Source organism: Streptomyces sp. NPDC005483 (genome assembly GCF_040606035.1).
Classification (GTDB): domain Bacteria; phylum Actinomycetota; class Actinomycetes; order Streptomycetales; family Streptomycetaceae; genus Streptomyces.
Map to the genome: position 1 here is coordinate 185124 of NZ_JBEXEA010000017.1, position 24685 is coordinate 209808.

Below are 24685 nucleotides of genomic sequence, written 5' to 3' on the forward strand. Positions count from 1 at the left end.
GTTGTGCACTTTATTTACGGCAGTCACCAGACAGCCTAATTTCGCGGTGTCCTTCCCCCGCTCAAGGGAGAGCGCGATGCCCCCGTCCCCCACCGCATCAGAACGCACCCGCCAACTCCGCCGAGTCGCCCTCTCCGGCCTGCTCGGCACCGCCGTCGAGTTCTACGACTTCCTCGTCTACGGCACCGTCGCCGCCATCCTCTTCGGCGAACTGTTCTTCCCCGGCGCCGACCCCGCCGTGGGCACCATCGCCGCGTTCGGCACCTTCGCCGCCGGATACGTGGCCCGCCCGATCGGCGGCATCGTCTTCGGGCACTTCGGCGACCGCCTCGGCCGCAAGAACATGCTGCTGCTCACCATGGGCCTGATGGGCGGCGCCAGCTTCCTCATCGGCCTGCTGCCCACGTACGACACCATCGGCGTCTGGGCCCCGGTCCTGCTGATCACCCTGCGCGTGGTCCAGGGCATCGCCATCGGCGGCGAGTGGGGCGGCGCCACACTCATGGTCGTGGAGCACGCGGGCGAGAAGCGCCGCGGCCTGTGGTCAAGCTTCACTCAGATGGGAGCCCCGCTCGGCTCCCTGATCTCCGCCGCCGTCGTCGCCCTGGTCTCCACCCTCCCCAAGGACCAGTTCGCGGCCTGGGGCTGGCGCGTGCCGTTCCTGGTGAGCGTGCTGCTGCTCGGCGTCGGCCTGTTCGTCCGCCTCAAGGTGGTCGAGAGCCCGCTGTTCGCCGAGGTGAAGAAGGACCGCGCCGAGTCGAGGCTCCCCGTCCTCGACGTCCTGCGCCGCCCGAAGCCCGTCCTGCTGGCCTGCGGTGTCGGCATCGGCGCCTTCACCGCCCAGTCCCTGCTGACCAGTTACCTGATCGCGTACGCCACCGGCATCGGCTATCCCCGCCCGCAGGTGCTCACCGCGCTCACCGTCTCCGCCGCGGTCGCCCTGGTCGTCCTGCCCTGCACGTCCGCGCTCTCCGACCGGATCGGCCGCCGCCCGGTCGTCCTCACCGGCGCGATCCTGTCCGCCGCCACCGCCTTCCCCGTCCTCGCGCTGGTCGACTCCAAGTCGTCGGGCGCCCTGATCCTGGCCGTGGTCATCGGCCACGGCATCTCCCAGTCGCTGATGTACGGCCCGCTCGGCGCCCTGTTCAGCGAGATGTTCGGCACCAAGGTCCGCTACACCGGCGCTTCCCTCGGCTACCAGGGCGCGACCCTCGTCGGCGCCGGCTTCTCGCCGATGATCGCCGGCAGCCTGGTCGCGAGCAGCGGCAACGGCACCCCCGTCGCCCTCCTGCTGTGCGGCGGCTCGCTGATCACCGCGCTGACGGTGTGGTTCGTCCGCGAGACGAGCCGTACGTCACTCGGCGACGACCCCGCCCCCGAACTCCCCACCACCCCCCCACACGGAGGAGATCACCGCATGAGGCACAGCACCCGCATCGCCTGCGCAGCGGCCCTGCTGCTCACCCTCACCACCGCACCGGCGGCCACGGCGACCGCCGACACGGGCCCCACCCACGTGGACGGCCAACTCCCCTCCGGCGCCACGTACATGATGGACGTCCCCACCACCTGGAACGGCACCGTCCTCCTGTTCAGCCACGGCTACAACGCAGGCCCGGCGAACCCTGCCCAGGACGCCCCGGACGCCCCCACCAAGGCGCTTCTCCTCCAGCAGGGTTACGCCCTCATCGGCTCCTCGTACGCCAGCACCGGCTGGGCGGTGACGGACGCGGTCCCCGACCAGATGGCCACCCTGAAGACCTTCACCGACCGCTTCGGCCAGGCCTCCCGCACCATCGCCTGGGGACGGTCGTACGGCGGCCTGGTCACCACCGCGATCGCCGAGCGCCACCCGGACGAGATCGACGGCTCGCTCTCCATGTGCGGCCTGGTCCACGGCGGTGTGGCCAACTGGAACAACACTCTGGACCCGGCGTTCGCCCTCAAGACGCTCCTGGGCTCCGACGTCCCCCTGGTGAACCTCCCGACGCAGCAGGCCGCCACCGACGCGGCGAACGCCCTGACCGCCAAGGTCGACTCCGCCCAGTCGACGGCCGAGGGCCGGGCCCGTATCGCCCTCGCCGCGGCCCTGCACAACATCCCGGTCTGGAACGCGCCCACCCAGACCCGCCCCGCCGCGACCGACTGGGACACCCAGCAGGCCAACCAGTACGACGCCGTCAAGGGCCTGCTGAAGGTGGCCGCCTTCACCCGGCGCCAGGAGGCCGAGGTGCGGGCGGGCGGCAACATGTCCTGGAACACCGGCGTCGACTACGCCCGGCTCCTCGGCGAGTCCTCCGTCCGCAAGGAGGTCACCGCCCTCTACAAGAAGGCCGGCCTCTCGCTGAAGAAGGACCTCGCCGCCCTCAACCGGGCCCCGCGCATCAAGGCCGACCGGAACGCCGTCGCCTGGATGAGCACCACCAGCAGCTTCACCGGCAAGCTGACCAAGCCCCAGCTCGACATCCACACCATCGGCGACCCCCTGGTGCCCGTCCAGACGGAGAGCGCGCTGAAGCGGGCGGTCACCGCGGCCGGTTCCGCTCCCCTGCTCCGCCAGGCGTACGTCGACAACGCCGGCCACTGCACCTTCAGCACCGCCGAGCAACTGGCCGTCCTCCACACCCTGGAGGACCGCCTGACCACCGGCAGCTGGCAGGGCACCGACCCGGCGTCCCTCAACGCCCGCGCCACCGCGGCCGACCCCACCACCCCCACCCGCTATGTCTCGTACCGCCCCACCCCCTACCTGCGCCCGTACGACCTTGCCCACCCCGCCGACCGCCGTTGACCTCGTACGACCGCCTGCCGCACGGTCGGCGGGCGGTCGTACCCTTGCCCCCGTGGAGGACGACGACATCCTGGACACCGCGGACGGGCCGCAGCCGCGCCCGCAGTCGCTCATGCTCACCTTCTTCGGCAACCACGTCCTGGAGGAGGGGGACCTGGGCGTCTACTCGGGCAGCATCATCGACGTCCTGGGCCGCGTCGGTGTGGGCGAACAGGCCGTACGCTCCACCCTCACCCGCATGGTCAACCGCGGCCTGCTCCAGCGTCAGCGCGAGGGCCGCAAGATGTTCTTCGGCCTGACCCCGCAGGCCACCCACGTCCTGATCGACGGCCGCACCCGCATATGGAAACAGGGCGCGGTCAACGACGACTGGGACGGCTCCTGGACCCTGCTCGGCTTCTCCCTGCCCGACTCCTGGAAACGCCAGCGCCACGACCTGCGCTCACGGCTCACCTGGTCCGGGTTCGGCGCCCTGTACAGCGGCCTGTGGATCGCCCCCGGCCACGTGGACGTCTCCGCTGTGGTCACCGACCTCGGGCTGACTGCCCACGTCAAGATCTTCCACGCACAGGCCGCCGAGGTGACCGACATCGAGCAGATGATCCGCGACACCTGGGACCTGGAGTCCATCGCCGCCCGCTATGCCGCCTTCGACAAGCGCTGGAGCGCCAACCTCGGCAACGGCACCGACGACGACCCGATCGGCACCCGCCTGCGCCTGGTCAGCGACTGGCTCCGCACGATCCGCACGGACCCTCGACTCCCGGCCCGCCACCTCCCCCCGGCCTGGCCGGCCCGCACCGCACAGGAGACCTTCCACCGCGTCGCAGACCAGACCCACCCGGCGCTGAAGGCGGCACGGGCGGCCCTGGAGACAACCCCCCTGCGCCGACAGCCGTAGAGGGGGTGCCGGCGCAGGTTGTCGGACTGGTGCGGGTGCGTCGTGGCTGGTCGCGCAGTTCCCCGCGCCCCTTGAGTAGGTGCAGTGGACGCGTCTTCAGGGGCGCGGGGAACTGCGCAAAACGCCTGCCCCCACCAACCCGCACGGGCCGCCGCAGGCACCCTCAGGGGCGCGGGGAACTGCGCAAAACGCCCGCCCCCACGAACCCGCACCCGCCCGACGACCGAACCCGGCACCCCCAGGGGCGCACCCGCTCAACCCCCGAACGCATCCCCACCCACCGTGAACCCGATCACCGTCCCACCCCCGTCCCGGGGAAACGCGAACGGCGCACCCCCGTGCGACAAGGCCACCTCCCGCACGATCGACAACCCCAGCCCAGACCCCGGCAGGGACCGCGCGTCCGCCGCCCGGTAGAACCGGTCGAACACCCGCACGAGATCCGCGTTCGCGATCCCGGGCCCCCGGTCCAGCACCTCCACCCGCACGGGCCCCGCCGCCGTGATCCCCGACACCGAGATCTCGATCGCAGCGGTACCGTCCCGGTCGAACTTCACCGCGTTCTCGACCAGGTTCGACAAGGCCCGCTGCAGACTCGCCGGCCGCCCGTCCGTCACCGTCGACCCGCTCGCGTGCACCAGGATCTCCCGCCCGGTCCGCCGCCGGGCCAGCCCCGCCACCTCGTCCGCGACATCGGCGAGATCCACCCGCTGCGGCGGCTCGTTGTCCGACTGCCCCGCCGCGAGGTCGACCAGCTCGTTTACCAGGTCGGTCAACTCCCGTGCCTCCTGCGTGAGATCGGCGACGAGGTCCTCGCGCGTGGCGGGCGGCAGCTCGTCGATCCGGCGCAGCAGCGAGATGTTCGTACGCAACGACGTGAGCGGTGTCCGCAGCTCGTGCCCCGCGTCCTGCACCAGCCGCCGCTGGTCCTCCTCCGACTGCGCGAGCCGGCCCAGCATCCGGTCGAAGGCCCGCCCCAGCCGCCCCACCTCGTCGTACCCGGTGACCGGCACCTCGATCCCGAGCCGCCGGGTCCGCGCCACGTCCTCCGCGGCGGACGTGAGGATGACCAGCCGCCGGGTGATTCGCCGGGCCAGCCACCACCCGAACAACCCGGCGCCCACCACGACCGCCACCATGAGCAGGAACGTCCGCTGCTGCAGCGCCCGCAGCAGGTCCTCGGTGTCACTGAACTCCTGGGCGACCTGCACGGCGCCCCGCCCGCCCCCCAGCGAGACGGTGGCGATCCGGTACACGTCGCTGCCGACCGAGACCTCCTTGTGCAGGACCATCCGCCCGGCCGTACCGGCGGCGGCGATCCGCCGGTCACCGGAGACCACCGGCAGCCCGGGGCGCCCGGGATCGGCGACCGCCCCGGTGGCTCCCAGCACCTGCACATCCGTACGGGCGGGCCGCACCAGGTCATGACCGGGCGCCGAGGACGAGAAGTCCTCCGGCGCCATCCGGTGCTGGCGCACCTCGTCCCGGAGGTCCTGCACGACCTGGTCGAACACGGACTCCTGGTCCACCCGCACCAGACGGGCGGCGGCGCTGTAGGACAGCACACCGACGAGCACGGTCACCGCGGCCGTCACCGCGGCGAAGGACACCGCGAACGTGGTCCGCAGGGACAGCAGCCGGGGCCGCGGCCGGGCCCAGAGCCGAGCCAGCCGCCCCACTCAGTCCTCCCGGAGCACGTAACCCACGCCACGCACCGTGTGGATCAGCTGCGGCGCACCGGGCTCGTCGAGCTTGCGGCGCAGATAGCCGACGTACACGGCGAGGTTCTTGGAGCCGGGCCCGAAGTCGTAGCCCCAGATACGGTCGTAGATGGTCGAGTGGTCGAGCACGATGCCCGCGTTGCGCACGAGCAGCTCAAGGAGCTCGAACTCGGTGCGGGTCAGCTCCAGCTCGCGCGTCCCCCGCCAGGCCCGCCGCGCCTGGATGTCCATGCGCAGCCCGGCCGCCTCGATCCGCCCCTCGGGCAGCTCGGGCACGACGGCCTTGGGAGCGGCGCCGACCGGGGCCATCCCGTCCGGGCTGGTGCGCCGCAACAGGGCCCTCAGCCGGGCGAAGACCTCCTCGACGTCGAACGGCTTGACCACGTAGTCGTCGGCGCCCGCGTCCAGACCGGCGATCCGGTCCTGGGTCTCCACGAGCGCCGTCAGCATGAGGATCGGTGTGCGGTCGCCCTCGGCGCGCAGCACCCGGCAGACCTGGAGTCCGTCGATCCCGGGCATCATCACGTCGAGGACGAGCACGTCCGGCGGCGTCTTGTGGGCCTGTGCCAGCGCCTCGACCCCGTCGGCGACCGCGGTGACCTGGTAGCCCTCCAGGATCAGGGCGCGCTCCAGGGCATGGCGGATGGCGCGGTCGTCTTCGGCGAGCAGCACATTTTGGGGCACACCCTCAGTGTGCCGTGCCCACTGAGTCGTACGTGTGATGAGCTGCTCACCTGCTGCCCTTCTTACTGGCCTCTCACCCGGTGGGACGCAACGCCGCGAGCTGCTCCTCGAACGGCACCACCGCCGAGAACGCGTCCGGCCGGGCCGCACGCGGCTCCCGCCCGACCGGCACCCCGGCCGACGCCCCGCCCGACAGCCCCGCCATCAGCGCGGCGAGTTCTCCCGCCGCCCGCTCGATCCGCCCGTCCAGCCCCTCGGCCCCCCAGTCCTCCGAGGCGGCGTACACCCCGGTCGGCACGACGACGGCCTTCAGATAGGCGAAGAGCGGCCGCAGCGCGTGCTCCAGGACCAGGGAGTGCCGGGCCGTCCCGCCGGTCGCGGCGACCAGCACCGGCTTCCCGGCCAGCACCTCCGGCTCGAGCACGTCGAAGAACGACTTGAACAGTCCGCTGTACGACGCCGAGAACACCGGGGTCACGACGATCAGCCCGTCGGCTCCGGCCACCGCGTCCTGCGCGGCGGCCAGGGCCCGGCCCGGGAAGCCGTTCGTGAAGTTCTGCGCGATCTCCACGGCGAGTTCCCGCAGCTCCACGACGTGCACGTCCACCTCGGCCGTGCGGCCCACCGCGGCGGCCAGCCGGTCTCCCAGCAGGCGCGTGGACGAGGGCACGCTCAGTCCCGCGGACACGACGACGAGCTTCATGCGACGACCTCCTTGTTCTGCTCGGCGGCCAGCAGGGACGCGTGGGTGGGAGCCTCCGGGACGTCCGCGGGGCGCCCCGCCGCGAACTCCTTGCGCAGCACCGGGACGACCTCCTCGCCGAGCAGGTCGAGCTGCTCCAGGACGGTCTTCAGGGGCAGTCCGGCGTGGTCCAGCAGGAACAGCTGGCGCTGGTAGTCGCCGGCGTACTCGCGGAACTTCAGCGTCTTCTCGATGACCTGCTCCGGGGAGCCGACGGTCAGCGGGGTCTGCTCGGTGAAGTCCTCCAGGGAGGGCCCGTGCCCGTACACCGGCGCGACGTCGAAGTACGGCCGGAACTCCTTCACCGCGTCCTGCGAGTTGCGGCGCATGAACACCTGGCCGCCGAGGCCCACGATGGCCTGCTCGGGCGTGCCGTGCCCGTAGTGGGCGTAGCGGGCCCGGTACAGCTCGACCATCCGCTTGGTGTGGTCGGCCGGCCAGAAGATGTTGTTGTGGAAGAACCCGTCACCGTAGTAGGCGGCCTGCTCGGCGATCTCCGGCGAGCGGATGGACCCGTGCCAGACGAACGGCGCGACCCCGTCCAGCGGGCGCGGCGTGGACGTGAAGCCCTGGAGCGGCGTACGGAACTTGCCCTCCCAGTTCACGACGTCCTCGCGCCACAGCCGGCGCAGCAGGGCGTAGTTCTCGATGGCGAGGTTGATGCCCTCGCGGATGTCCTTGCCGAACCAGGGGTAGACCGGGCCGGTGTTCCCGCGGCCCATCATCAGGTCGACGCGGCCGTCGGCCAGGTGCTGGAGCATCGCGAAGTCCTCGGCGATCTTCACCGGGTCGTTCGTGGTGATCAGCGTGGTCGAGGTCGAGAGGATGAGCTTCTCGGTCCGCGCCGCGATGTACCCGAGCATGGTGGTCGGCGACGACGGCACGAACGGCGGGTTGTGGTGCTCACCGGTCGCGAAGACGTCGAGCCCGACCTCCTCCGCCTTCAGCGCGATCGCGACCATGGCCTTGATCCGCTCACGCTCGGTCGGCGTACGGCCGGTCGTCGGGTCCGGCGTGACATCGCCGACGCTGAAGATCCCGAACTGCATGGTCGCTCACCCTCCAGGTTGTTGACGGTTCAACTATAACCGCGTACCCGGAGAACGAGACCCGACCCCCACCTATTCCCACCCCACCCGGGGGCGCGGGGAGCGCGACAAGCCGCCGGAACGCCCCGCACCTACACACCCCGCCCCACCCCGACCCACCCAGGGGCACGGGGAACTGCGCGACAAGCCCCCACCGGCCCGCACCCGAAAAACACAACCCCCCGCGCTCACCAAGCCGCACCTCACGCCCAAGTCAAACCCAGCGCGGATCTCTCCCCGTGCCCGCAAGCAACCGCTCGAACGCCGACGCACCCTCCGCCACCGCCACCGGCTCCCCGAACACCCCCATCTTCCTGGCCGTGGGAGCGAGCTGAGCCACCGCACCCGTCAGCTCCTCCACCACCGCCCCGTCGGCCTCCCCGTACTCCTGACCCGTGGCCCGCGCCAGGTCCCACACATGCACGGTCAGGTCGAGCAGCGCCATAGAACCGACCAACCGCGCCGGCATCCCCATCGCCCCGGTCACCCCGTCCTCCGCACCGGCCGCGGACCAGGCCGACACCAGCCGGTCCGCCTCCACCACGAACCGCTCCCGCCAGTCCGGCCCCTCGCCCACCCGGTCGGCGGCGGCCTCACCGAAGTCCGACGGCTCCTTCGCCGCCAGCCGCTGGAACTGCTCGACCACCTGGAAGAGGTGATTGACGAGCCCCCGCACGTCGTACTCCGCACAGGGCGTGGCAGCCCCGAGAGCCGTGTCCGCGATCCCCCGCACCACCGGAACCGCCCGCTCCCGGGCCACCCCCAGCAGCTCACCGATGCCGTACGTCTTCTTCACCGCGTTCGTGTCCATGCCCCGACCGTACGAAGACCGCCCCTCGCCCTTCTTGAAGAAACGCGACGCCCACCGACGTACGATCCGCACATGGCCGCCCCCCGCCGCGACACCCGCGGGATCGTCGACCCGGCCGGGCTGCTGACCCGGGTGAGGTTCCGTCGTCACGAGCCCGCCGAGCCGCTGCGCCGGTACGTCGAGCGGTACTGGTTCATCGACTGGGACCTGCCCGAGCCCTACGTCTCCCACGTCGTCCCGCACCCGTCCGTCCACCTCACCTTCCAGCAGGACGAGCAGGACGAGGGGGCGCCCTACGCCGAGCTGACGGGCATCCCCGGCGGCCTCTACACCAGGAAGCTCACCGGCCGAGGCCGGGTCTGCGGGGTGAAGTTCCGCCCCGGCGGCTTCCGCCCGTACGCCCCCGAACACCCGGTGTCCCACTGGACCGGCCGCGTACTGCCCGCCCACGAGGTGTTCCCGCAGGCCGGTCCCGCCACCGCCCGCTCCGTCGTGACCCCCGCCACCGACGAGGCCCGCGTCGCCGCACTCGACGCCTTCCTGCTCCCCCTCGCCCCGGCCGCCCCCGACCCGCAGACCGACCTCGCCACGGCCCTCGCCGGCCACGTCCACGACGACCGAACCGTACGCCGCGTCGACGACTTCGCCGCCACCGCGGGACTCTCGGTACGGGGGCTGCAACGGCTCTTCTCCGCCTACGTCGGCGTGAGTCCGAAGTGGGTCATCCTCCGCTACCGCATCCACGAGGCCCTGGAGCTCGCCGGCACCCGGGGCGAGGTCGACTGGGCCACCCTCGCCGCCGACCTCGGCTATGCCGACCAGGCCCATCTGGTCCGGGACTTCACAGCAACGGTCGGAATCCCGCCGACGGCGTACGCCCAAGCGTCCGCGGGCTGACCCCGGGCCCGGCGCCCATGTCCGTCGCCCACACCGCCGTCACCCTGCTCGCCGCCGCCATGGCGGGCTACTCCGGCACGGTCGTCCGCACCCGCGCCGAGTGGATCGTGAAGGCGCTCACCGACTACCGCGTCCAGGGCGTACGTCTCGGCCACCCGGAGCGTCAGCACCCCCTCGTCCACCAGCCCCGCCGGCTCAACGGGGTCCTGCGCGCCTGGTCCCCACTCACCCGCGACCAAGAACGGCCCTCGCAGCCCGTCAGAAGTAGTACTCGTCCCCGCTGTCCAGCACCAGCACCCGCTGCCGGTCGTTCTCCCGGTTCCGGTCCACCGTCCCCCCACCCCACACCGTGTCGATCTCCAGCAGCACCTCCGACGGCACCCCCCGCAACCGCACCCGCATCGCGACCCGCTCCCCCACCCCGTCCGCCGCCAGCGCCCCCACCCGGCACAGCACCACCCGCTCCTCCGACCGCGCACACCCCTGCGGCAGCGTCTGCTCGTTCACGAGCGGCTCGGACCACCGCAGCCGTACGGTCGCGTCCGGCACGGCGGCAGGTCCGTGATTGCGCGGCGTGAACCGCACGTCCGCCAGCTCCCCCGCGAGGGACGCGGCCCCGTGATACGCCAGATCCGCCTCGGGCTCGCCGACGGCGACCGCCGTACCCCCGCCCACCAGCGCCACCACCACCGCGCCCCACGCCGCAAGCATCCGCATGCCACCCACTCCTCGCTCCAGCCGCCCGAACCGCCGTGGTCGCATGGATGTATCCCACGTACGGCGGCCGGCAGGCGCCCTCCATCAGGTGACAGCGGCACCGGCGAACCGGCATGCGAAGCTGGCCCACATGCTCGTAGCCCGCTCCGCCGCCCTCTTCGTCGTCGCCGCCCTCTTCGAGATCGGGGGCGCCTGGCTGGTCTGGCAGGGCGTACGGGAGCACCGCGGCTGGATGTGGACGACGGGCGGCGTCCTCGCCCTCGGCGCCTACGGTTTCGTCGCCACCTTCCAGCCGGACGCCCACTTCGGCCGCATCCTCGCCGCGTACGGCGGTATCTTCGTGGCCGGCTCGATCCTGTGGGGCATGGCGGCGGACGGCTACCGCCCCGACCGCTGGGACATCACGGGCGCGCTGATCTGCCTGGTGGGCATGGCGGTGATCATGTACGCCCCGCGGGGCGACTGAGCGGCCGCGCTCAGGACGTCACTCAGGACGCCTCGTCGTCGGGCAGCAGCCCGAGCTGTCCCAGGAACTCCATCTCGTCGAAGTAGAGCCGGTAGTCCACGATCCGGCCGTCCCGCACCGTGGCGATGTCGACCCCGCGAATCCTGATCTCCTTCTGCGTCGCCGGGAGCGTCTCCCCGGTGGGCAGCTGGATCGGCCCGGTGTTGCGTCCGCTGAAGACGCCCTCGTCGATCGCCGTGTCCCCGGCCTCGTAGGAGTGCAGCGTCTCGAACGTGCCGTCCGGCACCGCCTCCGTCATCTGCCGCCAGTACGCGACGATGTCGTCGCGCCCGTGGATCTCCCCCTCGTCGGGGGTGACGGCGACCGCGTCCTCCGCGTACAACTCGCCAAGGGCCTTCAGATCCGGGTGCGTGACCGCCTCGGTGAGCCGGTCCATGACCTCACGCGCTTCTCCCATGGTCCACCTCCGCATCTCAGAGGATCACCCACCTCAATGCTCTCACCGGCCCGCGATCCGGACCGCCCGGAGCGACGGACCGCGCCGCGCCTATCCTGGCGAGGAGCCCGACATCCGCACGCCCGAGGAGCAGCCCATGGCCACCGCCGCACCGTCCGCCGCCTCCCGCATCGCCGTCGTCACCGGTGCGAGCAGCGGAATCGGCGCCGCCACGGCCCGGCAGCTCGCCGCGGCCGGCTACCGCGTCGTCCTGACCGCCCGCCGCAAGGACCGCATCGAGGCGCTCGCGGAGGAGATCAACGCGGCGGGCCACCAGGCGACGTCCTATCCGCTGGACGTGACGGACCGGGCCGCGGTCGACGAGTTCGCCTCCGCCTTCAAGACGATCGGCGTCCTCGTCAACAACGCCGGCGGAGCCCTCGGCGCCGACCCGGTCGCCACCGGCGACCCGGCCGACTGGCGCACGATGTACGAGACGAACGTCATCGGCACCCTGAACCTCACCCAGGCCCTGCTCCCCAAGCTCGACGCGAGCGGCGACGGCACGATCGTCGTGGTCTCCTCCACGGCCGGCCACGGCACCTACGAGGGCGGCGGGGGCTACGTCGCCGCCAAGCACGGCGCCCACGTCCTCGCCGAGACCCTGCGCCTGGAGATCGTCGGCCGCCCGGTCCGCGTGATCGAGATCGCGCCCGGCATGGTCAAGACCGACGAGTTCGCCCTGACCCGCTTCGGCGGCGACCAGGAGAAGGCGGAGAAGGTCTACCAGGGCGTCGCGGAGCCCCTCAGCGCCGACGACGTGGCCGACACCATCACCTGGGCGGTCACCCGCCCCAGCCACGTCAACGTCGACCTCCTGGTCCTGCGCCCCCGCGCCCAGGCCTCCAACACAAAGGTCCACCGAGACCTGTGACCGGGCCCGAGAAGGACAGAAAAGACCCCCACGACGAACGCCACATGTGGTGGTGGCTCGCCTACTTCCTCTTCGGCATCCACATCGTGGCGTTCGTCATGATCTACGCGGTGATGCACGCGCCGAAGTGAGCGCGGCTCAGCCCTTCACGCACACGACCTGCTTCAGCTTCGCCACGACCTCCACCAGGTCCCGCTGCTGGTCGATGACCTGGTCGATCGACTTGTAGGCGCCCGGGATCTCGTCCACGACACCGGAGTCCTTACGGCACTCCACGCCCCGCGTCTGCTCCTCCAGGTCCCGCGTCGAGAACCGCCGCTTGGCCGCGTTGCGGCTCATACGCCGACCCGCGCCGTGCGAGGCCGAGTTGAAGGCCTTCTCGTTGCCGAGGCCCTTCACGATGTACGACCCCGTCCCCATGGAGCCCGGGATGATGCCGTACTCGCCGGAACCGGCCCGGATCGCGCCCTTGCGGGTCACGAGCAGGTCCATCCCGTCGTAACGCTCCTCGGCAACGTAGTTGTGGTGTGCGCTGATCTCCGGCTCGAAGGTCGGCTTCGCCTTCTTGAACTCCCTGCGGACCACGTCCTTGAGGAGCGCCATCATGATCGTGCGGTTGAACTTCGCGTACTCCTGCGCCCAGAACAGGTCGTTGCGGTACGCCACCATCTGCGGGGTCTGCGCGATGAACACGGCGAGGTCGCGGTCGACCAGCCCCTGGTTGTGCGGGAGCTTCTGGGCCACGCCGATGTGATGCTCAGCCAGTTCCTTGCCGATGTTCCGGGAACCGGAGTGCAGCATCAGCCAGACAGAGCCGGTCGTATCCGTGCAGACTTCAACAAAATGATTTCCGGATCCGAGCGTTCCCATCTGCTTTCCGGCCCGTTCGTGACGGAATTTGACCGCCTCCGCAACCCCGTCGAACCGCCCCCAGAAGTCGTCCCACCCAGCAGTGGCCAACCCATGGAACCGCCCCGGCTCAACGGGACTGTCATGCATCCCCCGCCCCACCGGAATCGCCTGCTCGATCTTCGACCGCAGCCGGGACAGGTCCCCCGGCAGGTCGTTCGCCGTCAGCGAGGTCTTCACCGCTGACATCCCGCAGCCGATGTCCACGCCCACCGCGGCCGGGCACACCGCACCCTGCATCGCGATGACGGACCCGACCGTCGCCCCTTTGCCGTAGTGGACGTCCGGCATCACCGCCAGCCCCTTGATCCACGGCAGGGTGGCCACGTTCCGCAACTGCTGGAGCGCCACGTCCTCCACCGTCGCCGGGTCGGTCCACATACGGATCGGGACCTTGGCGCCCGGCATCTCCACGTACGACATATCGTCCTCAATCCCCCGGAAAACAAACAGAAGTCTTAAGTCGCAAAACCGGTGCCAAGGTCGACGTATGGGATGACGGACCGGCGTTCACGGCAGTGCGTGCGATACACATTGTCTCCAGGGCACACCCCCGTGCGGCAAGCGAATAACCTGCGGGGACACTGAGATCCCCACGAGCCGGAGTCATTCCGAGAGGAGCCCCACCGTGCAGCGGAAGGCCTACGTACCCGGCGTCGCCGCCCTCCTCGCGGCGCTGTTGGCCGGCTGCACCAGCAGCTCCGGTGGCGACGGCACGACGGACGACGCCAACCCCGGTGACGCCGGCACCGCCTCCGTCGTGGCCGAGCCCGGCAAGTACCGCACGCTGCCCGAGGCCTGTGGCGTGGTGAGTCAGAGCACCCTCGACGCGCTGCTGCCCGGCATCCAGCAGATCGCCGACGAGAACCAGCGCACGAAGGCCTACGCGGGCGACGCCACGCTCACCTACGACACCGACCGCAAGGTCGGCTGCCGTTGGAAGGTGGAGGCCACGGACGCCACCGAGTACCTCTCGGTCGACTTCGAACGGGTGGTGTCGTACGACAACGCCGTCAGCGACGACACCCAGGCGCAGCAACTCTTCGCGCAGGCCGAGGAGAAGGCCGATCTGCCGCCGGGGGCGACGTCCGGCGTCACCTCGGACGTGGCGGCGAGCGGGACCGCCAGCGCCTCGGCGTCCCCGACGGCCACCGCGAGCGGTTCCGCGAGTCCGGGTGGCTCGGCCTCCGCCACCCCGGCCGAGGTCCAGCCCCGCGTCCTGGACGATCTGGGCGACGAGGCGTTCCTGGACGACGCGTTGAGCAACTCGGGTTCGACGGCCCAGCAGCGCAAGGTGACTGTGGCGTTCCGCACGTCCAACGTGATCGTGACCATCGAGTACGAGGAGCAGCCGACGACGATCGGCGTCACCCCGGACAGTAAGGAAATGCAGGACAACGCCCGGAAACTGGCCTCACAGCTGGCCGGGTCGCTGTCCGGCTGAGTGCTCTCCACACACCCCTCACCCGTGCGCACAAAGCCTTCGATGCTGGACCGCACAGCATCCTCACCGCGTACCGTGGCCCCTCGGACCCGATCCGACGGCAGGAACCACAAGCGTCATGAGTGAAGGAACCATGCAGCGACGAGCAGAGCGTGACCAGGGTGTTCTGGGGGCCCCTCCCACGTCTTTCGGGCAGTGGGGGAGAGCGAAGCGTCTTCACCGCGTCCTTGTCTGCGCGGCCGCAGTCCCGGTGATGCTGATCGCCGCCGGCTGCTCCTCCGACTCCGGCGACTCCGGCTCCGGCAGCGGTGGCGACAAGGCCGCAGGCGCCGGTGCGACGGTGTCGGCCTCCGCGAGCGCGGCGCCCACGGTGCAGGCGGCGGCGTACAAGTCGCTGCCGGAGTCGTGCAAGGTGCTGTCCTCGAAGACTCTGAAGTCGCTGGTCCCGGAGGCTGCGAAGGCCGGCAAGAAGGGCACGTCGGAGGCGGGTACGCGCGGCAGTTGCTCCTGGAGCAGCCTCGACAACAACGGCGTGAAGGGCTCCCAGTTCCGCTGGCTGAACGTCTCGCTGCTGCGCTTCGAGTCGGACACCTCGCGCGGTACGGGTGAGGCGCAGGCGCAGAAGTACTACGAGCAGCAGATCCAGGACGCCCAGTCGGTGGCCGGTGCGAAGAACACCAAGTCGCAGTCGGTTTCCGGGACGGGTGACGCGGCGACGCTGGTGCGGTACGACCTGAAGAAGAAGGAAGGCGCCTTCAAGCAGCAGACGGTCGTCACGCGCGTGGAGAACGTCGTGGTCACCGTCGACTACAACGGCGCGGGTCTGGCCGGTGACAAGGCGCCCAGCGTGGACGGCCTCACGAAGCTCGCGGAGCAGGCCGCCAAGGAGGCGGTGACCTCGGTGTCGGCGGCGAACGGTGAGGGTGGCAAGTCCCCGGCCCCGTCGGAGTCCGCGTCGGGTTCGAAGGCCCCGTCGAAGGAACCGTCCAAGGCACCCTCGAAGTCGGCGTCCCCGTCCGCGTCGAAGTCGGCATCTCCGTCCAAGTCGGCCGCAAAGACGAGCTGAAGAAACACTGACGGCCAGTACCGGCCATCCGTGCGCAGCACATATGTGCCACTCTGTTGCGCGCAACAACACGTACAGGGAGGGGAGTACGGGTGGCCGCGCCCATGCAGCTGACTCGAATGCACCGCGTGCTCATAGGCGTGGTCGTGTTCGGCGCCGTGATCATCGCCGGCATCGGCTTCGCGGGGTCCTACGCGGCCGTCCGTGAACTCGCCTTCCAGAAGGGCTTCGGGAACTTCAGTTATGTCCTCCCGATCGGCATCGACGCGGGCATCTGCGTCCTGCTCGCCCTCGACCTGCTTCTGACGTGGATCCGCATACCGTTCCCGCTGCTGCGCCAGACGGCGTGGCTCCTGACGGTCGCCACGATCGCCTTCAACGGCGCGGCGGCCTGGCCGGACCCGCTGGGCGTCGGTATGCACGCGGTGATCCCGATCCTGTTCGTGGTGTCGGTGGAGGCGGCCCGGCACGCGATCGGACGTATCGCGGACATCACGGCGGACAAGCACATGGAGGGGGTCCGCCTCACCCGCTGGCTCCTGTCCCCCATCCCCACGTTCCTGCTGTGGCGCCGCATGAAGCTGTGGGAGCTGCGCTCCTACGAGCAGGTCATCAAGCTGGAACAGGACCGCCTCGTCTACCAGGCCCGACTCCACTCCCGCTTCGGCCGGGCCTGGCGCAGGAAGGCGCCGGTGGAGTCCCTGATGCCGCTGCGCCTGGCCCGCTACGGCGTCCCGCTGGCGGAGACGGCCCCGGCGGGCCTGGCAGCGGCGGGTATCGAGCCGGTCCTGCTGCCGCCGGCGCCCCCGGCCGAAGTGGCCGCCGTGGCCGCCGTGGCCCAGCGAACGGCGGTTCCCGGAGAGCAGCGCCGGGAGCTCGACAGCGTTCCCGGCCCTCGGCAGGCCGTCCCCCAGCCCGCGCCCGAGCCCGAGCCCGAGCAGAGCCCGTGGTTCGAGACTCCCAAGCAGGTCGAGTACCAGGGCGGCTACAACCCCGACTACGACCCCGCGGAGCAGTACAACCGCTGGTACGAGGAGCAACTCGAGGCGGAGCAGTACGAGTTGCAGCAGATCCAGTACGAGGAGCCCTCCGCGAGGGAACCGGGCCCCTCGATGGAGGAGACGGGCAGCTTTCCCATCCCGGTGACCGACGGCCGCACCCGCGAGCTCGGGGAGGGCGGCGGCGCTCCGGAGCCGACCGAGGACGACTTCTACCTGGTCTTCAAGAAGTCGATAGACGGCAGCTATCCCTCCCCCGGCCAGCTCAGGGGCGACGTGGAGGCGACGTACGGCGTCGTGCTCTCCCAGCGCGACGCCGAGCGCATGGTCAACCGCTTCACGAACCGCCACACGGCGGAACTCCAGGAAGACCACATCGCCTGAGCCACCCGGACATGAGAAGGGGCCCTCCACACCGGAGGGCCCCTCTTCCGTACCGCCTACTCCCCGAGCAGCGCCCGGACCCGCTCCTGCCCCACGGCCAGCAGCAAGGTGGGCAGCCGGGGCCCGGTGTCCCGGGAGACCAGCAGCTGGTACAGCAGGGCGAAGAACGCCCGCTGGGCCGTCTTGATCTCGGCCGGCAGCTCCTTGGGCGTGGCGTCCGCGGAGAACCCGGCCTGCACCTTGGGCACGCCGTACACGAGGTGGGTGAGCCCGTCGAGCGACCAGTTCGAGGCGAGCCCGTCGAGGAGCAGCCGCAGCGACTGCTGGGATGCCTCGTCGAGGGACTTCAGCAGTTCGGCGTCGGGCTCAGCGCGCACGATGGTCCGCTGGTCGGCGGGCACCTGGGTGTTGATCCAGGCTTCGGCCTTGTCGTACCGGGGCCGGGCCTCGTCCAGTGCCGACAGCGGGTTGCCGGGGTCCAGCTCGCTGAGGATCCGCAGCGCCTGGTCTGCGTGCCCGGCGGTGATGTCGGCGACGGAGGCGAGCGTCCGGTACGGCAGCACGCGCGCCGTCCGGGGCAGTTCCCCGCCGGCCGTGCCCACCGCACGCGCGTGTGCGGCCACGTCGGCCGGCAGCGCGGTGCCGTCGGCGACCTTGGCGTCCAGCTTGTCCCACTCGTCGTAGAGCCGCTGGATCTCCTGGTCGAAGGCGATCTTGAACGACTGGTTGGGCCTGCGGCGGGCGTAGAGCCACCGCAGGAGCTGCGGCTCCATGATCTTCAGCGCGTCGCCGGGCGTCGGCACCCCGCCCTTCGACGAGGACATCTTCGCCATGCCGGAGATGCCGACGAAGGCGTACATCGGCCCGATCGGCTGCTTCCCGCCGAAGATCCCGACGATCTGCCCGCCGACCTGGAAGGAGGACCCGGGCGAGGAGTGGTCGACCCCGCTGGGCTCGAAGACGACGCCCTCGTAGGCCCAGCGCATCGGCCAGTCGACCTTCCAGACGAGCTTGCCGCGGTTGAACTCGTTCAGCCGGACGGTCTCGGAGAACCCGCAGGCGTTGCAGGTGTACGACAGCTCGGTGGTGGCGTCGTCGTAGGAGGTGACGGTGGTGAGGTCCTTCTCGCAGTTGCCGCAGTAGGGCTTGTACGGGAAGTACCCGGCGGACCCGGAGGACCCGTCGTCCTCGGCGGCCGCGCCGGACCCCTCGGCGGCCTCGACCTCGGCCTCGTCGAGCGGCTTCTGCTGCTTCTTCGCGGCGGCCGGGGCCTTCTTGGTCCGGTACTGGTCGAGGATCGCGTCGATGTCCCCGCGGTGGGCCATGGCGTGCAGGATCTGCTCGCGGTAGACGCCCGAGGTGTACTGCGCGGTCTGGCTGATCCCGTCGAACTCGACACCCAGCTCGGCGAGCGCGTCGACCATGGCGGCCTTGAAGTGCTCGGCCCAGTTCGGGTGCGCGGACCCCTTCGGCGCGGGCACGGAGGTCAGCGGCTTGCCGATGTGCTCGCCCCACGAGTCGTCGACCCCGGGGACACCGGCCGGCACCTTGCGGTACCGGTCGTAGTCGTCCCAGGAGATCAGGTGCCGCACCTGGTGGCCCCGGCGCCGGATCTCGTCGGCGACGAGGTGCGGGGTCATGACCTCGCGGAGGTTCCCGAGGTGGATGGGTCCGGAGGGGGACAGCCCGGACGCGACGACGACCGGTTTGCCCGGGGCCCGACGCTCCGACTCCTCGATGACCTCATCCGCGAAACGGGAGACCCAGTCGGTGGTCTCAGCGCTCTGACCCACGATCGGCACGTCCTCTTTACTGATGGCGTTGATGGAGGCTCCATTCTCCCACCCTCCGAGAGAGCGGCGAAGCCGCCTCTCCTGGGGGCGCGGGGCTGTATCGATTTGCGGCTCCGCCGCGGGGCGCGCCAAGCCCCCACCGGCCTGCGCCCAAAAAACCGCTTCCCACCCCATGGGATACTGACGGTGTCTATCTGATCCCCCGAGGAGAACGGCACCCTTCCCCATGGCCCCGGTCACGTCCCTCAGCGACTCCGTCAACCAGCAGCTCGGCTCCGCGATCTCCGCCACCCTGCCGGAGGCATCCGCGGACCCACTGCTGCGACGCAGCGACCGGGCCGACTTCCAGGCGAACGGCATCCTGGCGCTCGCCAAGAAGGCGAAGGCGAACCCGAGGGACCTGGCGACGCAGGTGGTCGCCGGGATCGTCACCGGTGACGTGATCAAGGACATCGAGGTCTCCGGCCCCGGCTTCCTCAACATCACGCTCACCGACAGGGCGATCACCGAGAACCTCGCCGCCCGGTACGAGGACGGCGACCGTCTCGGCGTACCGCTCAAGGACCGGCCCGGCATCACGGTGATCGACTACGCCCAGCCGAACGTGGCGAAGGAGATGCACGTCGGTCACCTGCGTTCCGCGGTGATCGGCGACGCCCTGCGGAGCATGCTCGACTTCACCGGCGAGCGGACGATCGGCCGGCACCACATCGGCGACTGGGGCACCCAGTTCGGCATGCTCATCCAGTACCTGATCGAGAACCCCGGTGAGCTGGCCCCCGCGGACCAGGTCGACGGCGAGCAGGCCATGTCGAACCTGAACCGGGTGTACAAGGCGTCGCGTGCGGTGTTCGACGCGGACGAGGAGTTCAAGGAGCGGGCCCGCAAGAGGGTTGTCGCCCTGCAGTCCGGCGACAAGGAGACGCTCGAGCTCTGGCAGCAGTTCGTGGACGAGTCGAAGGTCTACTTCTACTCGGTCTTCGAGAAGCTGGACATGGAGATCCGGGACGACGAGATCGTCGGCGAGTCGGCGTACAACGACAACATGCCGGAGACCGCCCGCCTCCTGGAGGAGAAGGGCGTCGCGGAGCGCTCCGAGGGCGCGCTGGTCGTCTTCTTCGACGAGATCCGCGGCAAGGACGACCAGCGGGTCCCGCTGATCGTGCAGAAGGCCGACGGCGGCTTCGGGTACGCGGCGAGCGACCTGACGGCGATCAGGAACCGCGTCGTCGACCTCAAGGCGACCACGCTCCTCTACGTCGTGGACGTACGCCAGTCGCTGCACTTCAAGATGGTCTTCGAGGCGGCCCGCCGGGCAGAGTGGCTGAACGACGACGTCACCGCGCACAACATGGGCTACGGCACGGTGCTCGGCGCGGACGGCAAGCCGTTCAAGACGCGTGAGGGCGAGACGGTCAAGCTGGAGGACCTGCTGGACGAGGCCGTGCAGCGGGCCGCGGAGGTCGTTCGCGAGAAGGCGCTCGACCTCACCGAGGACGAGATCCAGGAGCGGGCGGCGCAGGTGGGCATCGGCGCGGTGAAGTACGCCGACCTGTCCACGTCCCCCAGCCGCGACTACAAGTTCGACCTCGACCAGATGGTGTCGCTGAACGGCGACACGAGCGTGTACCTCCAGTACGCGTACGCCCGTATCCGGTCGATCCTGCGCAAGGCGGGAGAGGTACGGCCGACCGCCCACCCGGAGCTCGAACTGACCGAGGCGGAGCGGGCGTTGGGCCTGCATTTGGACGCGTTCGGCGACACGGTCTTCGAGGCTGCCGCGGAGTACGCCCCCCACAAGCTGGCGGCGTACCTCTACCAGCTCGCCTCCCTGTACACGTCCTTCTACGACAAGTGCCCGGTCCTCAAGGCCGACACCCCGGCGCAGGTCGAGAACCGCCTGTTCCTGTGCGACCTGACCGCCCGCACCCTGCACCAGGGCATGGCCCTACTGGGTATCAGGACGCCCGAGCGCCTCTGACCGGGCGGGCTTCGCTGAGCCGGGACGCATGCATGAGATCGAGTTGGTCGGCGCCGCGGGTTCCCGGGGCCGCTGTGTAGGTGACGATGCGCAGGTCGACTCCCGGCAAGGTCAGCACGTCGCAGTCCAGGGTGACGTCGCCGAGTTCGGGATGGCTGATCGTCTTCAGGTCCCCGGTCAGCTGCTCCATGCCCGCCACGGCCCACAGTTCACCGAAGAACGGCGAGGACTTGCGCAACCCGTCGACGAGCGCGGCCAGCTCCGGGTCGGCCGGATAGCGGGCGACCGCTTCGCGCAGGTCCGCGACGATCGCCGTCTCGAACGCGTACGGTCCGGCCGCCGATGAGACGGGGTACAGGTGCCAGCGACCCTCTCCCGTGCCGAAGAGTGCGCGGGCGAGGTTGCGTTCGGCGGGCGGCAGGCCGGACGGGTCGCCGTGCAGGGCCGTCCACATGTCGTTCCACCACAGCAGGCTCCAGTCGGCGGCGAACACGCCGATCGGGAGAGCACCGAGGCGGGCGACGAGACGGCGGATGCTCGGCGGCACGTGAGTGCCGACGGTGTGGTCGCGCGGGGCGAGCAGGCCGGCGGCGCGGAAGAGCTGGTCGCGTTCGGCCGGGGTGAGCCGCAGTGCGCGGGCGATGGCAGAGACGACCTGCGCGGAGGGATGGGTGGCCCGGCCCTGCTCCAGGCGCAGCACGTACTCGACGGAGAGGCCGGCGAGTTCGGCGAGTTCCTCGCGGCGCAGGCCAGGGGCGCGGCGCCGGGCCGAGGGGGCGTAGCCGGCGTCGGCCGGGTCGAGGCGGTCGCGCCAGCCGCGTAATAAGGCGCCGAAGCTCAGGTCGCTCACGCCTCCATGATGCCATCGGGCGTTTCCTGCACCACGGTCACCATCCTGGTGAGTGCAGCGCGCATGTAGCTGGCCCAGAGGGGCTTGAACGGCCCCGCGACGATCCAGCGGCGGCCTGGCAGCGGCCGGAAGTCGTAGGTCCACCGGATCGACGTGCCGGAGCCGTCGGGCAGGAACGACCACTCGCCGCGCACCCCGGAGACCAGCTTGGCCAGCACGTTGGTGAAGCCACTCAGCTCGTAGGCGAACCCGTGCCCTTCCGCGATCTCGGTAAGACGCTCGTCGGCCTTGGAGCCGTCGGTGAACCAGGTCTGGCGCGACATCCCCGGCCGGTCCCAGGTGCCGGTCTGGTCGCGCACTTCCGCGACGCCGGGGAAGGGTCCCCACGGCTTGAACACCTGGGCGAGGTCGATCGGCACGATGACCCGGTGGGTGTGGGCGGGGCTGGACGTCGTACGGGCGAAGACGGTGATCGGGACACTCGTTTTGGTCATGCCAAGAGCATCGCGGCCGGCGCCTGCCCGAGGCAGACACCTGTCAGTACATACCCTCGCGGGACCTCGCGCTACGGCACCACGAACTCGCACCACACCGTCTTCCCAGGCTCCCGCTCCCGCACCCCCCACCGGTCACTCAGCGCGGCCACCAGCAACAGCCCCCGTCCGCCCTCGTCCCCGTCACGGACGATGTGCGGCACACCGCCCCCGCTGTCGTGCACCTCGACGACCAGGGCGCTCACGTCGTACCGCAGGAACAGCCGCAACTGGCGTCCTGGCGGTACGCCGTGCAGCAGTGCGTTCGTCACCAGTTCGCTCACGCAGAGCAGTACGTCGTCCGCACGCGAGGTCTCCGCGAGGCCCCAGCCGGCCAGGACCTCGGCCGTGAAGCGGCGTGCTGCCTGCGCGGTTCGGCGTTCGCGGCGGAAGAACCTCTCGCGCAGGAGCGGTAGTTGGGTCGTCTCGTTCACGGGACGAGAGTCGCGGAGAGTGACTAGCGTTGATCACTCGGTGAACCCGTACAGATTTTTTGTACGGGTTCACACCCGGTGACGTACACGCCCCGAGGGGGATGGAGACCTGCATGAGCGCCAGGAAGCCACCGCGGCCGAAGAACCTCACGTCCATGAAGATGCTGGGGAAGCAACTCGGCACCGCGCGCCGCGCCGCGGGCCACACCCAGATTGTCCTCGCCGACCTCGTACGCGTCGACGAGGAGACCATCGCGTCGATCGAGCAGGGCAGACGGACGCTGAAACCGGACCTGGCCGCGCTGCTGGACGAAGTCCTGGAGACGAAGGGGATGTTGGCGGCGGGGGTGGCCCACCTGCCGGACATCGACCAGTTCCCGATGTGGGCCGAGCTGTACGTCGAGCACGAGCGCGAGGCCATCGCCCTGTCCTGGTACGACGCCCTGGTGGTGCCGGGGTTGCTCCAGACCGAGCGGTACGCGTGCGCGTTGCTGGGTGGACGTGTTCCGGCGTACGACGCCGACGAGTTGGAGACGAAGGTCGCCGCGCGCGTCGGCCGCCGGGAGATCCTGCACCGCAAGGTCCCGCCGACGCTGAGCTTCGTCGTCTGGGAGCCCGCGCTCCTCATGCCTACGGGCGGCCACGGGACGCACCTGGACCAGTTGCGCTTCCTGCGCGAATGTTCCGAACTCCCCTGCCTGTCCTTGCAGATCCTGCCGCTGAACCGCACAGCGCATGCGGGGGACGCGGGCCCCTTCACGCTCCTGGAGACTCCCGACCACCAGCACCTCGCCTACACCGAGTCCCAGCGCGGCAGCCAGTGGGTATCCGACGCGGATGAGGTGTCCATCCTCGCGCGCAAATATGCGATGCTGCGGACTCAGGCCCTCACCATCGAGGACTCCAGAAGCTGGTTGGACCGTCTGGTAGGAGAGCTATGAGCACCGCACTTCAGTGGTTCAAGTCGACCTACAGCAGCAGCGAGGGCGGCCAGTGCGTCGAGGTAGCCGAGGAGACCGGGGCCATCCACATCCGCGACTCCAAGCACCCGGAACCCACCCTCCGGGTAACTCCCACCACCTGGACCGCCTTCACCACCGCCCTCAAGTAGCGCACCGTCGGCCATTGTCAGTGGCGGCCCCTACAGTCACTGACATGGCGACTCTTCCCAACCCGCTGCCCACCCTCGCGGCAGACCCGAGCGGTCGTTCGCTCGGACTTGGACTCCCCCTGGGGAGACTGATCGACGCGACCGACGAGGGGCCCTGGCACGAACCGCTGCTGTGGCATGCCGAGTACGCCGCGTCCTCCGGGGCGTGGACGGCGCTCGGGGCACCGGCCGCACGGGCCGGGCTGCTGCCGGTGCTGATAGACGTCGGCGGTACGCAGGGCGGGCCGGAGGAGTGGGAGTTGATGCCCGGGGAGATGTCGTACCCCGGGGATCACGACCCGGAGGAACTGCTGGCGGAGTACTGGGCGTACGCGATCGAGGAGCCCGACGACCTCGACGAGACGGTCGCCCCCTACGACGAGACCTGGCCCGGCCTGGCCCCGGCCCCCGAGTCTTTCCCCGCCGACCCCGACACCCGGGCCGCCGAGACCGCCGACGCGCTCCTCGACGAAGGTTCGTGGTTCAAGGAGCCCCGTCTCGCCCTGGTCCCGGCCCGCCGCAGCGCGGACATCCCGGCGGCCATCGGCTGGACGGGACCGGTGAACTTCGAGGGTGACACGGCCCGGCTGTGCTCGGTCCTCCGTGACTGGGAGGACCGCTTCGGCATACGTGTCATCGCGCTCGGCTTCGACCAGTTGACCGTGTCCGTCGCCGCCCCGCCCACGACCAGGGAGGAGGCGGAGGCCGTCGCCGCCGAGCACTTCGCGTTCTGCCCGGACAACATCACCCAGGGCGATCACGAGACCCTGCGCGCGTACGCCGAACACGCGGTGCTGGGCCAACGCGTCTGGTCCTTCTGGTGGGACTGAAAGGCAAACCGGAGGTCTCCCACAAGCAAATTCCCTTTCAAGTCACCCCCTCCCGCCTCGACTCACTGAATCCGTCGCTAAACTCCCTTTTCGTTTGCGGTCCTTAACAGGGGGAGGGCGCTCAG

25 protein-coding genes and 1 pseudogene are annotated in these 24685 nt (G+C 70.3%); 14 read left to right on the plus strand and 12 right to left on the minus strand.

Features of this window, described 5'->3' with window-relative positions:
- Positions 1–76 precede the first annotated feature (76 nt).
- The 3 genes and pseudogenes from ABZT06_RS30355 to ABZT06_RS30365 all read left to right on the plus strand — a co-directional run bounded on the left by ABZT06_RS30355 (position 77) and on the right by ABZT06_RS30365 (position 3692).
- Positions 77–1421: pseudogene (locus ABZT06_RS30355) on the plus strand (MFS transporter).
- Positions 1418–2791, plus strand: coding sequence for an alpha/beta fold hydrolase (locus ABZT06_RS30360; protein ID WP_355747841.1), 1374 nt, complete (start codon positions 1418–1420; stop codon positions 2789–2791). Before ABZT06_RS30355 ends, ABZT06_RS30360 begins: the two are co-directional and overlap by 4 nt.
- 52 nt (positions 2792–2843) lie before the next feature.
- Positions 2844–3692 (plus strand): PaaX family transcriptional regulator C-terminal domain-containing protein, encoded by an 849-nt coding sequence (locus ABZT06_RS30365; protein WP_355747844.1) that lies wholly within the window; start codon positions 2844–2846, stop codon positions 3690–3692.
- A gap of 254 nt (positions 3693–3946) precedes the next feature.
- Here ABZT06_RS30365 and ABZT06_RS30370 read toward each other — a convergent pair whose 3' ends face one another.
- The 5 genes from ABZT06_RS30370 to ABZT06_RS30390 all read right to left on the minus strand — a co-directional run bounded on the left by ABZT06_RS30370 (position 3947) and on the right by ABZT06_RS30390 (position 8738).
- Positions 3947–5371, minus strand: a complete 1425-nt coding sequence (locus ABZT06_RS30370; protein WP_355747847.1) for a HAMP domain-containing sensor histidine kinase — start codon at positions 5369–5371, stop codon at positions 3947–3949.
- Complete coding sequence (locus ABZT06_RS30375) at positions 5372–6097, minus strand: response regulator transcription factor (protein WP_355747850.1); 726 nt, start codon at positions 6095–6097, stop codon at positions 5372–5374. It abuts the gene before it with no gap.
- Between the two features lie 73 nt (positions 6098–6170).
- The gene (locus tag ABZT06_RS30380) at positions 6171–6800 is read right to left on the minus strand and encodes an FMN reductase (protein ID WP_355747853.1); all 630 of its coding nucleotides are present in this window, start codon (positions 6798–6800) and stop codon (positions 6171–6173) included.
- Positions 6797–7888, minus strand: coding sequence for an LLM class flavin-dependent oxidoreductase (locus ABZT06_RS30385; RefSeq protein ID WP_355747856.1), 1092 nt, complete (start codon positions 7886–7888; stop codon positions 6797–6799). The genes ABZT06_RS30380 and ABZT06_RS30385 overlap by 4 nt, the downstream gene beginning before the upstream one ends.
- A gap of 253 nt (positions 7889–8141) precedes the next feature.
- Positions 8142–8738, minus strand: coding sequence for a TIGR03086 family metal-binding protein (locus ABZT06_RS30390; RefSeq protein ID WP_355747859.1), 597 nt, complete (start codon positions 8736–8738; stop codon positions 8142–8144).
- A gap of 72 nt (positions 8739–8810) precedes the next feature.
- On the opposite strand from ABZT06_RS30390, the gene ABZT06_RS30395 reads away from it, so the two are divergent.
- Positions 8811–9635 carry an AraC family transcriptional regulator gene (locus ABZT06_RS30395; RefSeq protein ID WP_355747862.1) on the plus strand — a complete coding sequence of 275 codons (825 nt, stop codon included), beginning with the start codon at positions 8811–8813 and terminating at the stop codon, positions 9633–9635.
- A 258-nt stretch (positions 9636–9893) separates the two neighbouring features.
- Here the strand turns inward: ABZT06_RS30395 and ABZT06_RS30400 are convergent, their stop codons facing one another.
- Positions 9894–10352 (minus strand): hypothetical protein, encoded by a 459-nt coding sequence (locus ABZT06_RS30400; RefSeq protein ID WP_355747865.1) that lies wholly within the window; start codon positions 10350–10352, stop codon positions 9894–9896.
- A gap of 130 nt (positions 10353–10482) precedes the next feature.
- Here ABZT06_RS30400 and ABZT06_RS30405 point away from each other — a divergent pair, with 130 nt between their 5' ends.
- Entirely contained in the window at positions 10483–10818 is a 336-nt protein-coding gene (locus tag ABZT06_RS30405) for a YnfA family protein (RefSeq protein WP_355747868.1), read from the plus strand.
- Positions 10819–10840: 22 nt separating this feature from the next.
- On the opposite strand, the gene ABZT06_RS30410 is transcribed toward ABZT06_RS30405, so the two are convergent.
- Positions 10841–11275: a nuclear transport factor 2 family protein gene (locus tag ABZT06_RS30410; RefSeq protein WP_355747871.1), complete on the minus strand. Its 435-nt coding sequence runs from the start codon at positions 11273–11275 to the stop codon at positions 10841–10843.
- 136 nt (positions 11276–11411) lie between these two features.
- On the opposite strand from ABZT06_RS30410, the gene ABZT06_RS30415 reads away from it, so the two are divergent.
- Positions 11412–12188 (plus strand): SDR family NAD(P)-dependent oxidoreductase, encoded by a 777-nt coding sequence (locus tag ABZT06_RS30415; RefSeq protein ID WP_355747874.1) that lies wholly within the window; start codon positions 11412–11414, stop codon positions 12186–12188.
- Positions 12185–12319, plus strand: coding sequence for a hypothetical protein (locus tag ABZT06_RS30420; RefSeq protein ID WP_020120703.1), 135 nt, complete (start codon positions 12185–12187; stop codon positions 12317–12319). Before ABZT06_RS30415 ends, ABZT06_RS30420 begins: the two co-directional genes overlap by 4 nt.
- 7 nt (positions 12320–12326) lie before the next feature.
- Here ABZT06_RS30420 and ABZT06_RS30425 read toward each other — a convergent pair whose 3' ends face one another.
- Positions 12327–13520, minus strand: coding sequence for an RtcB family protein (locus ABZT06_RS30425; protein ID WP_355747877.1), 1194 nt, complete (start codon positions 13518–13520; stop codon positions 12327–12329).
- 205 nt (positions 13521–13725) lie between these two features.
- On the opposite strand from ABZT06_RS30425, the gene ABZT06_RS30430 reads away from it, so the two are divergent.
- The 3 genes from ABZT06_RS30430 (at position 13726) to ABZT06_RS30440 (ending at position 16989) form a co-directional block, all read left to right on the plus strand.
- Positions 13726–14541 carry a DUF3558 domain-containing protein gene (locus ABZT06_RS30430; RefSeq protein WP_355747880.1) on the plus strand — a complete coding sequence of 272 codons (816 nt, stop codon included), beginning with the start codon at positions 13726–13728 and terminating at the stop codon, positions 14539–14541.
- 253 nt (positions 14542–14794) lie between these two features.
- Complete coding sequence (locus tag ABZT06_RS30435; RefSeq protein WP_355747883.1) at positions 14795–15607, plus strand: DUF3558 domain-containing protein; 813 nt, start codon at positions 14795–14797, stop codon at positions 15605–15607.
- 104 nt (positions 15608–15711) lie between these two features.
- A complete protein-coding gene (locus tag ABZT06_RS30440) occupies positions 15712–16989 on the plus strand; it encodes a DUF2637 domain-containing protein (protein ID WP_355747886.1) in 1278 nt (425 codons plus the stop codon).
- A gap of 56 nt (positions 16990–17045) precedes the next feature.
- Here ABZT06_RS30440 and lysS read toward each other — a convergent pair whose 3' ends face one another.
- Positions 17046–18791 carry a lysine--tRNA ligase gene (gene lysS, locus ABZT06_RS30445; RefSeq protein ID WP_355747889.1) on the minus strand — a complete coding sequence of 582 codons (1746 nt, stop codon included), beginning with the start codon at positions 18789–18791 and terminating at the stop codon, positions 17046–17048.
- Between the two features lie 217 nt (positions 18792–19008).
- Here lysS and argS point away from each other — a divergent pair, with 217 nt between their 5' ends.
- Positions 19009–20763 carry an arginine--tRNA ligase gene (gene argS / locus ABZT06_RS30450; protein ID WP_355747892.1) on the plus strand — a complete coding sequence of 585 codons (1755 nt, stop codon included), beginning with the start codon at positions 19009–19011 and terminating at the stop codon, positions 20761–20763.
- Here the strand turns inward: argS and ABZT06_RS30455 are convergent.
- The 3 genes from ABZT06_RS30455 to ABZT06_RS30465 all read right to left on the minus strand — a co-directional run bounded on the left by ABZT06_RS30455 (position 20741) and on the right by ABZT06_RS30465 (position 22580).
- Positions 20741–21613 carry a helix-turn-helix transcriptional regulator gene (locus tag ABZT06_RS30455; RefSeq protein WP_355747895.1) on the minus strand — a complete coding sequence of 291 codons (873 nt, stop codon included), beginning with the start codon at positions 21611–21613 and terminating at the stop codon, positions 20741–20743. The genes argS and ABZT06_RS30455 overlap by 23 nt on opposite strands.
- Positions 21610–22107 carry an SRPBCC family protein gene (locus tag ABZT06_RS30460; RefSeq protein WP_355747898.1) on the minus strand — a complete coding sequence of 166 codons (498 nt, stop codon included), beginning with the start codon at positions 22105–22107 and terminating at the stop codon, positions 21610–21612. Before ABZT06_RS30460 ends, ABZT06_RS30455 begins: the two co-directional genes overlap by 4 nt.
- Positions 22108–22178: 71 nt before the next feature.
- Positions 22179–22580: an ATP-binding protein gene (locus ABZT06_RS30465; protein ID WP_355747900.1), complete on the minus strand. Its 402-nt coding sequence runs from the start codon at positions 22578–22580 to the stop codon at positions 22179–22181.
- Positions 22581–22693: 113 nt separating this feature from the next.
- On the opposite strand from ABZT06_RS30465, the gene ABZT06_RS30470 reads away from it, so the two are divergent.
- From ABZT06_RS30470 to ABZT06_RS30480, 3 genes are read left to right on the plus strand one after another with little or no spacing between them, the layout of a single operon-like run.
- Entirely contained in the window at positions 22694–23521 is an 828-nt protein-coding gene (locus ABZT06_RS30470; protein WP_355747903.1) for a helix-turn-helix transcriptional regulator, read from the plus strand.
- On the plus strand, positions 23518–23691 hold the full coding sequence (locus ABZT06_RS30475) for a DUF397 domain-containing protein (protein ID WP_355747905.1): 174 nt from the start codon (positions 23518–23520) through the stop codon (positions 23689–23691). The genes ABZT06_RS30470 and ABZT06_RS30475 overlap by 4 nt, the downstream gene beginning before the upstream one ends.
- A 44-nt stretch (positions 23692–23735) precedes the next feature.
- Positions 23736–24560 (plus strand): DUF4253 domain-containing protein, encoded by an 825-nt coding sequence (locus ABZT06_RS30480; RefSeq protein ID WP_355747908.1) that lies wholly within the window; start codon positions 23736–23738, stop codon positions 24558–24560.
- Positions 24561–24685: the final 125 nt, after the last annotated feature.

Excerpts from the sequence above, each read along its gene's own strand:
- ABZT06_RS30360 (WP_355747841.1), top strand. The coding sequence starts at position 1,418 with ATGAGGCACAGCACCCGCATCGCCTGCGCAGCGGCCCTGCTGCTCACC.
- ABZT06_RS30380 (WP_355747853.1), bottom strand. The coding sequence starts at position 6,800 with ATGAAGCTCGTCGTCGTGTCCGCGGGACTGAGCGTGCCCTCGTCCACG.
- ABZT06_RS30385 (WP_355747856.1), bottom strand. The coding sequence starts at position 7,888 with ATGCAGTTCGGGATCTTCAGCGTCGGCGATGTCACGCCGGACCCGACG.
- ABZT06_RS30390 (WP_355747859.1), bottom strand. The coding sequence starts at position 8,738 with ATGGACACGAACGCGGTGAAGAAGACGTACGGCATCGGTGAGCTGCTG.
- ABZT06_RS30395 (WP_355747862.1), top strand. The coding sequence starts at position 8,811 with ATGGCCGCCCCCCGCCGCGACACCCGCGGGATCGTCGACCCGGCCGGG.
- ABZT06_RS30400 (WP_355747865.1), bottom strand. The coding sequence starts at position 10,352 with ATGCGGATGCTTGCGGCGTGGGGCGCGGTGGTGGTGGCGCTGGTGGGC.
- ABZT06_RS30405 (WP_355747868.1), top strand. The coding sequence starts at position 10,483 with ATGCTCGTAGCCCGCTCCGCCGCCCTCTTCGTCGTCGCCGCCCTCTTC.
- ABZT06_RS30410 (WP_355747871.1), bottom strand. The coding sequence starts at position 11,275 with ATGGGAGAAGCGCGTGAGGTCATGGACCGGCTCACCGAGGCGGTCACG.
- ABZT06_RS30415 (WP_355747874.1), top strand. The coding sequence starts at position 11,412 with ATGGCCACCGCCGCACCGTCCGCCGCCTCCCGCATCGCCGTCGTCACC.
- ABZT06_RS30425 (WP_355747877.1), bottom strand. The coding sequence starts at position 13,520 with ATGTCGTACGTGGAGATGCCGGGCGCCAAGGTCCCGATCCGTATGTGG.
- ABZT06_RS30435 (WP_355747883.1), top strand. The coding sequence starts at position 14,795 with ATGCTGATCGCCGCCGGCTGCTCCTCCGACTCCGGCGACTCCGGCTCC.
- ABZT06_RS30440 (WP_355747886.1), top strand. The coding sequence starts at position 15,712 with ATGCAGCTGACTCGAATGCACCGCGTGCTCATAGGCGTGGTCGTGTTC.
- argS (WP_355747892.1), top strand. The coding sequence starts at position 19,009 with ATGGCCCCGGTCACGTCCCTCAGCGACTCCGTCAACCAGCAGCTCGGC.
- ABZT06_RS30460 (WP_355747898.1), bottom strand. The coding sequence starts at position 22,107 with ATGACCAAAACGAGTGTCCCGATCACCGTCTTCGCCCGTACGACGTCC.
- ABZT06_RS30470 (WP_355747903.1), top strand. The coding sequence starts at position 22,694 with ATGAGCGCCAGGAAGCCACCGCGGCCGAAGAACCTCACGTCCATGAAG.
- ABZT06_RS30475 (WP_355747905.1), top strand. The coding sequence starts at position 23,518 with ATGAGCACCGCACTTCAGTGGTTCAAGTCGACCTACAGCAGCAGCGAG.
- ABZT06_RS30480 (WP_355747908.1), top strand. The coding sequence starts at position 23,736 with ATGGCGACTCTTCCCAACCCGCTGCCCACCCTCGCGGCAGACCCGAGC.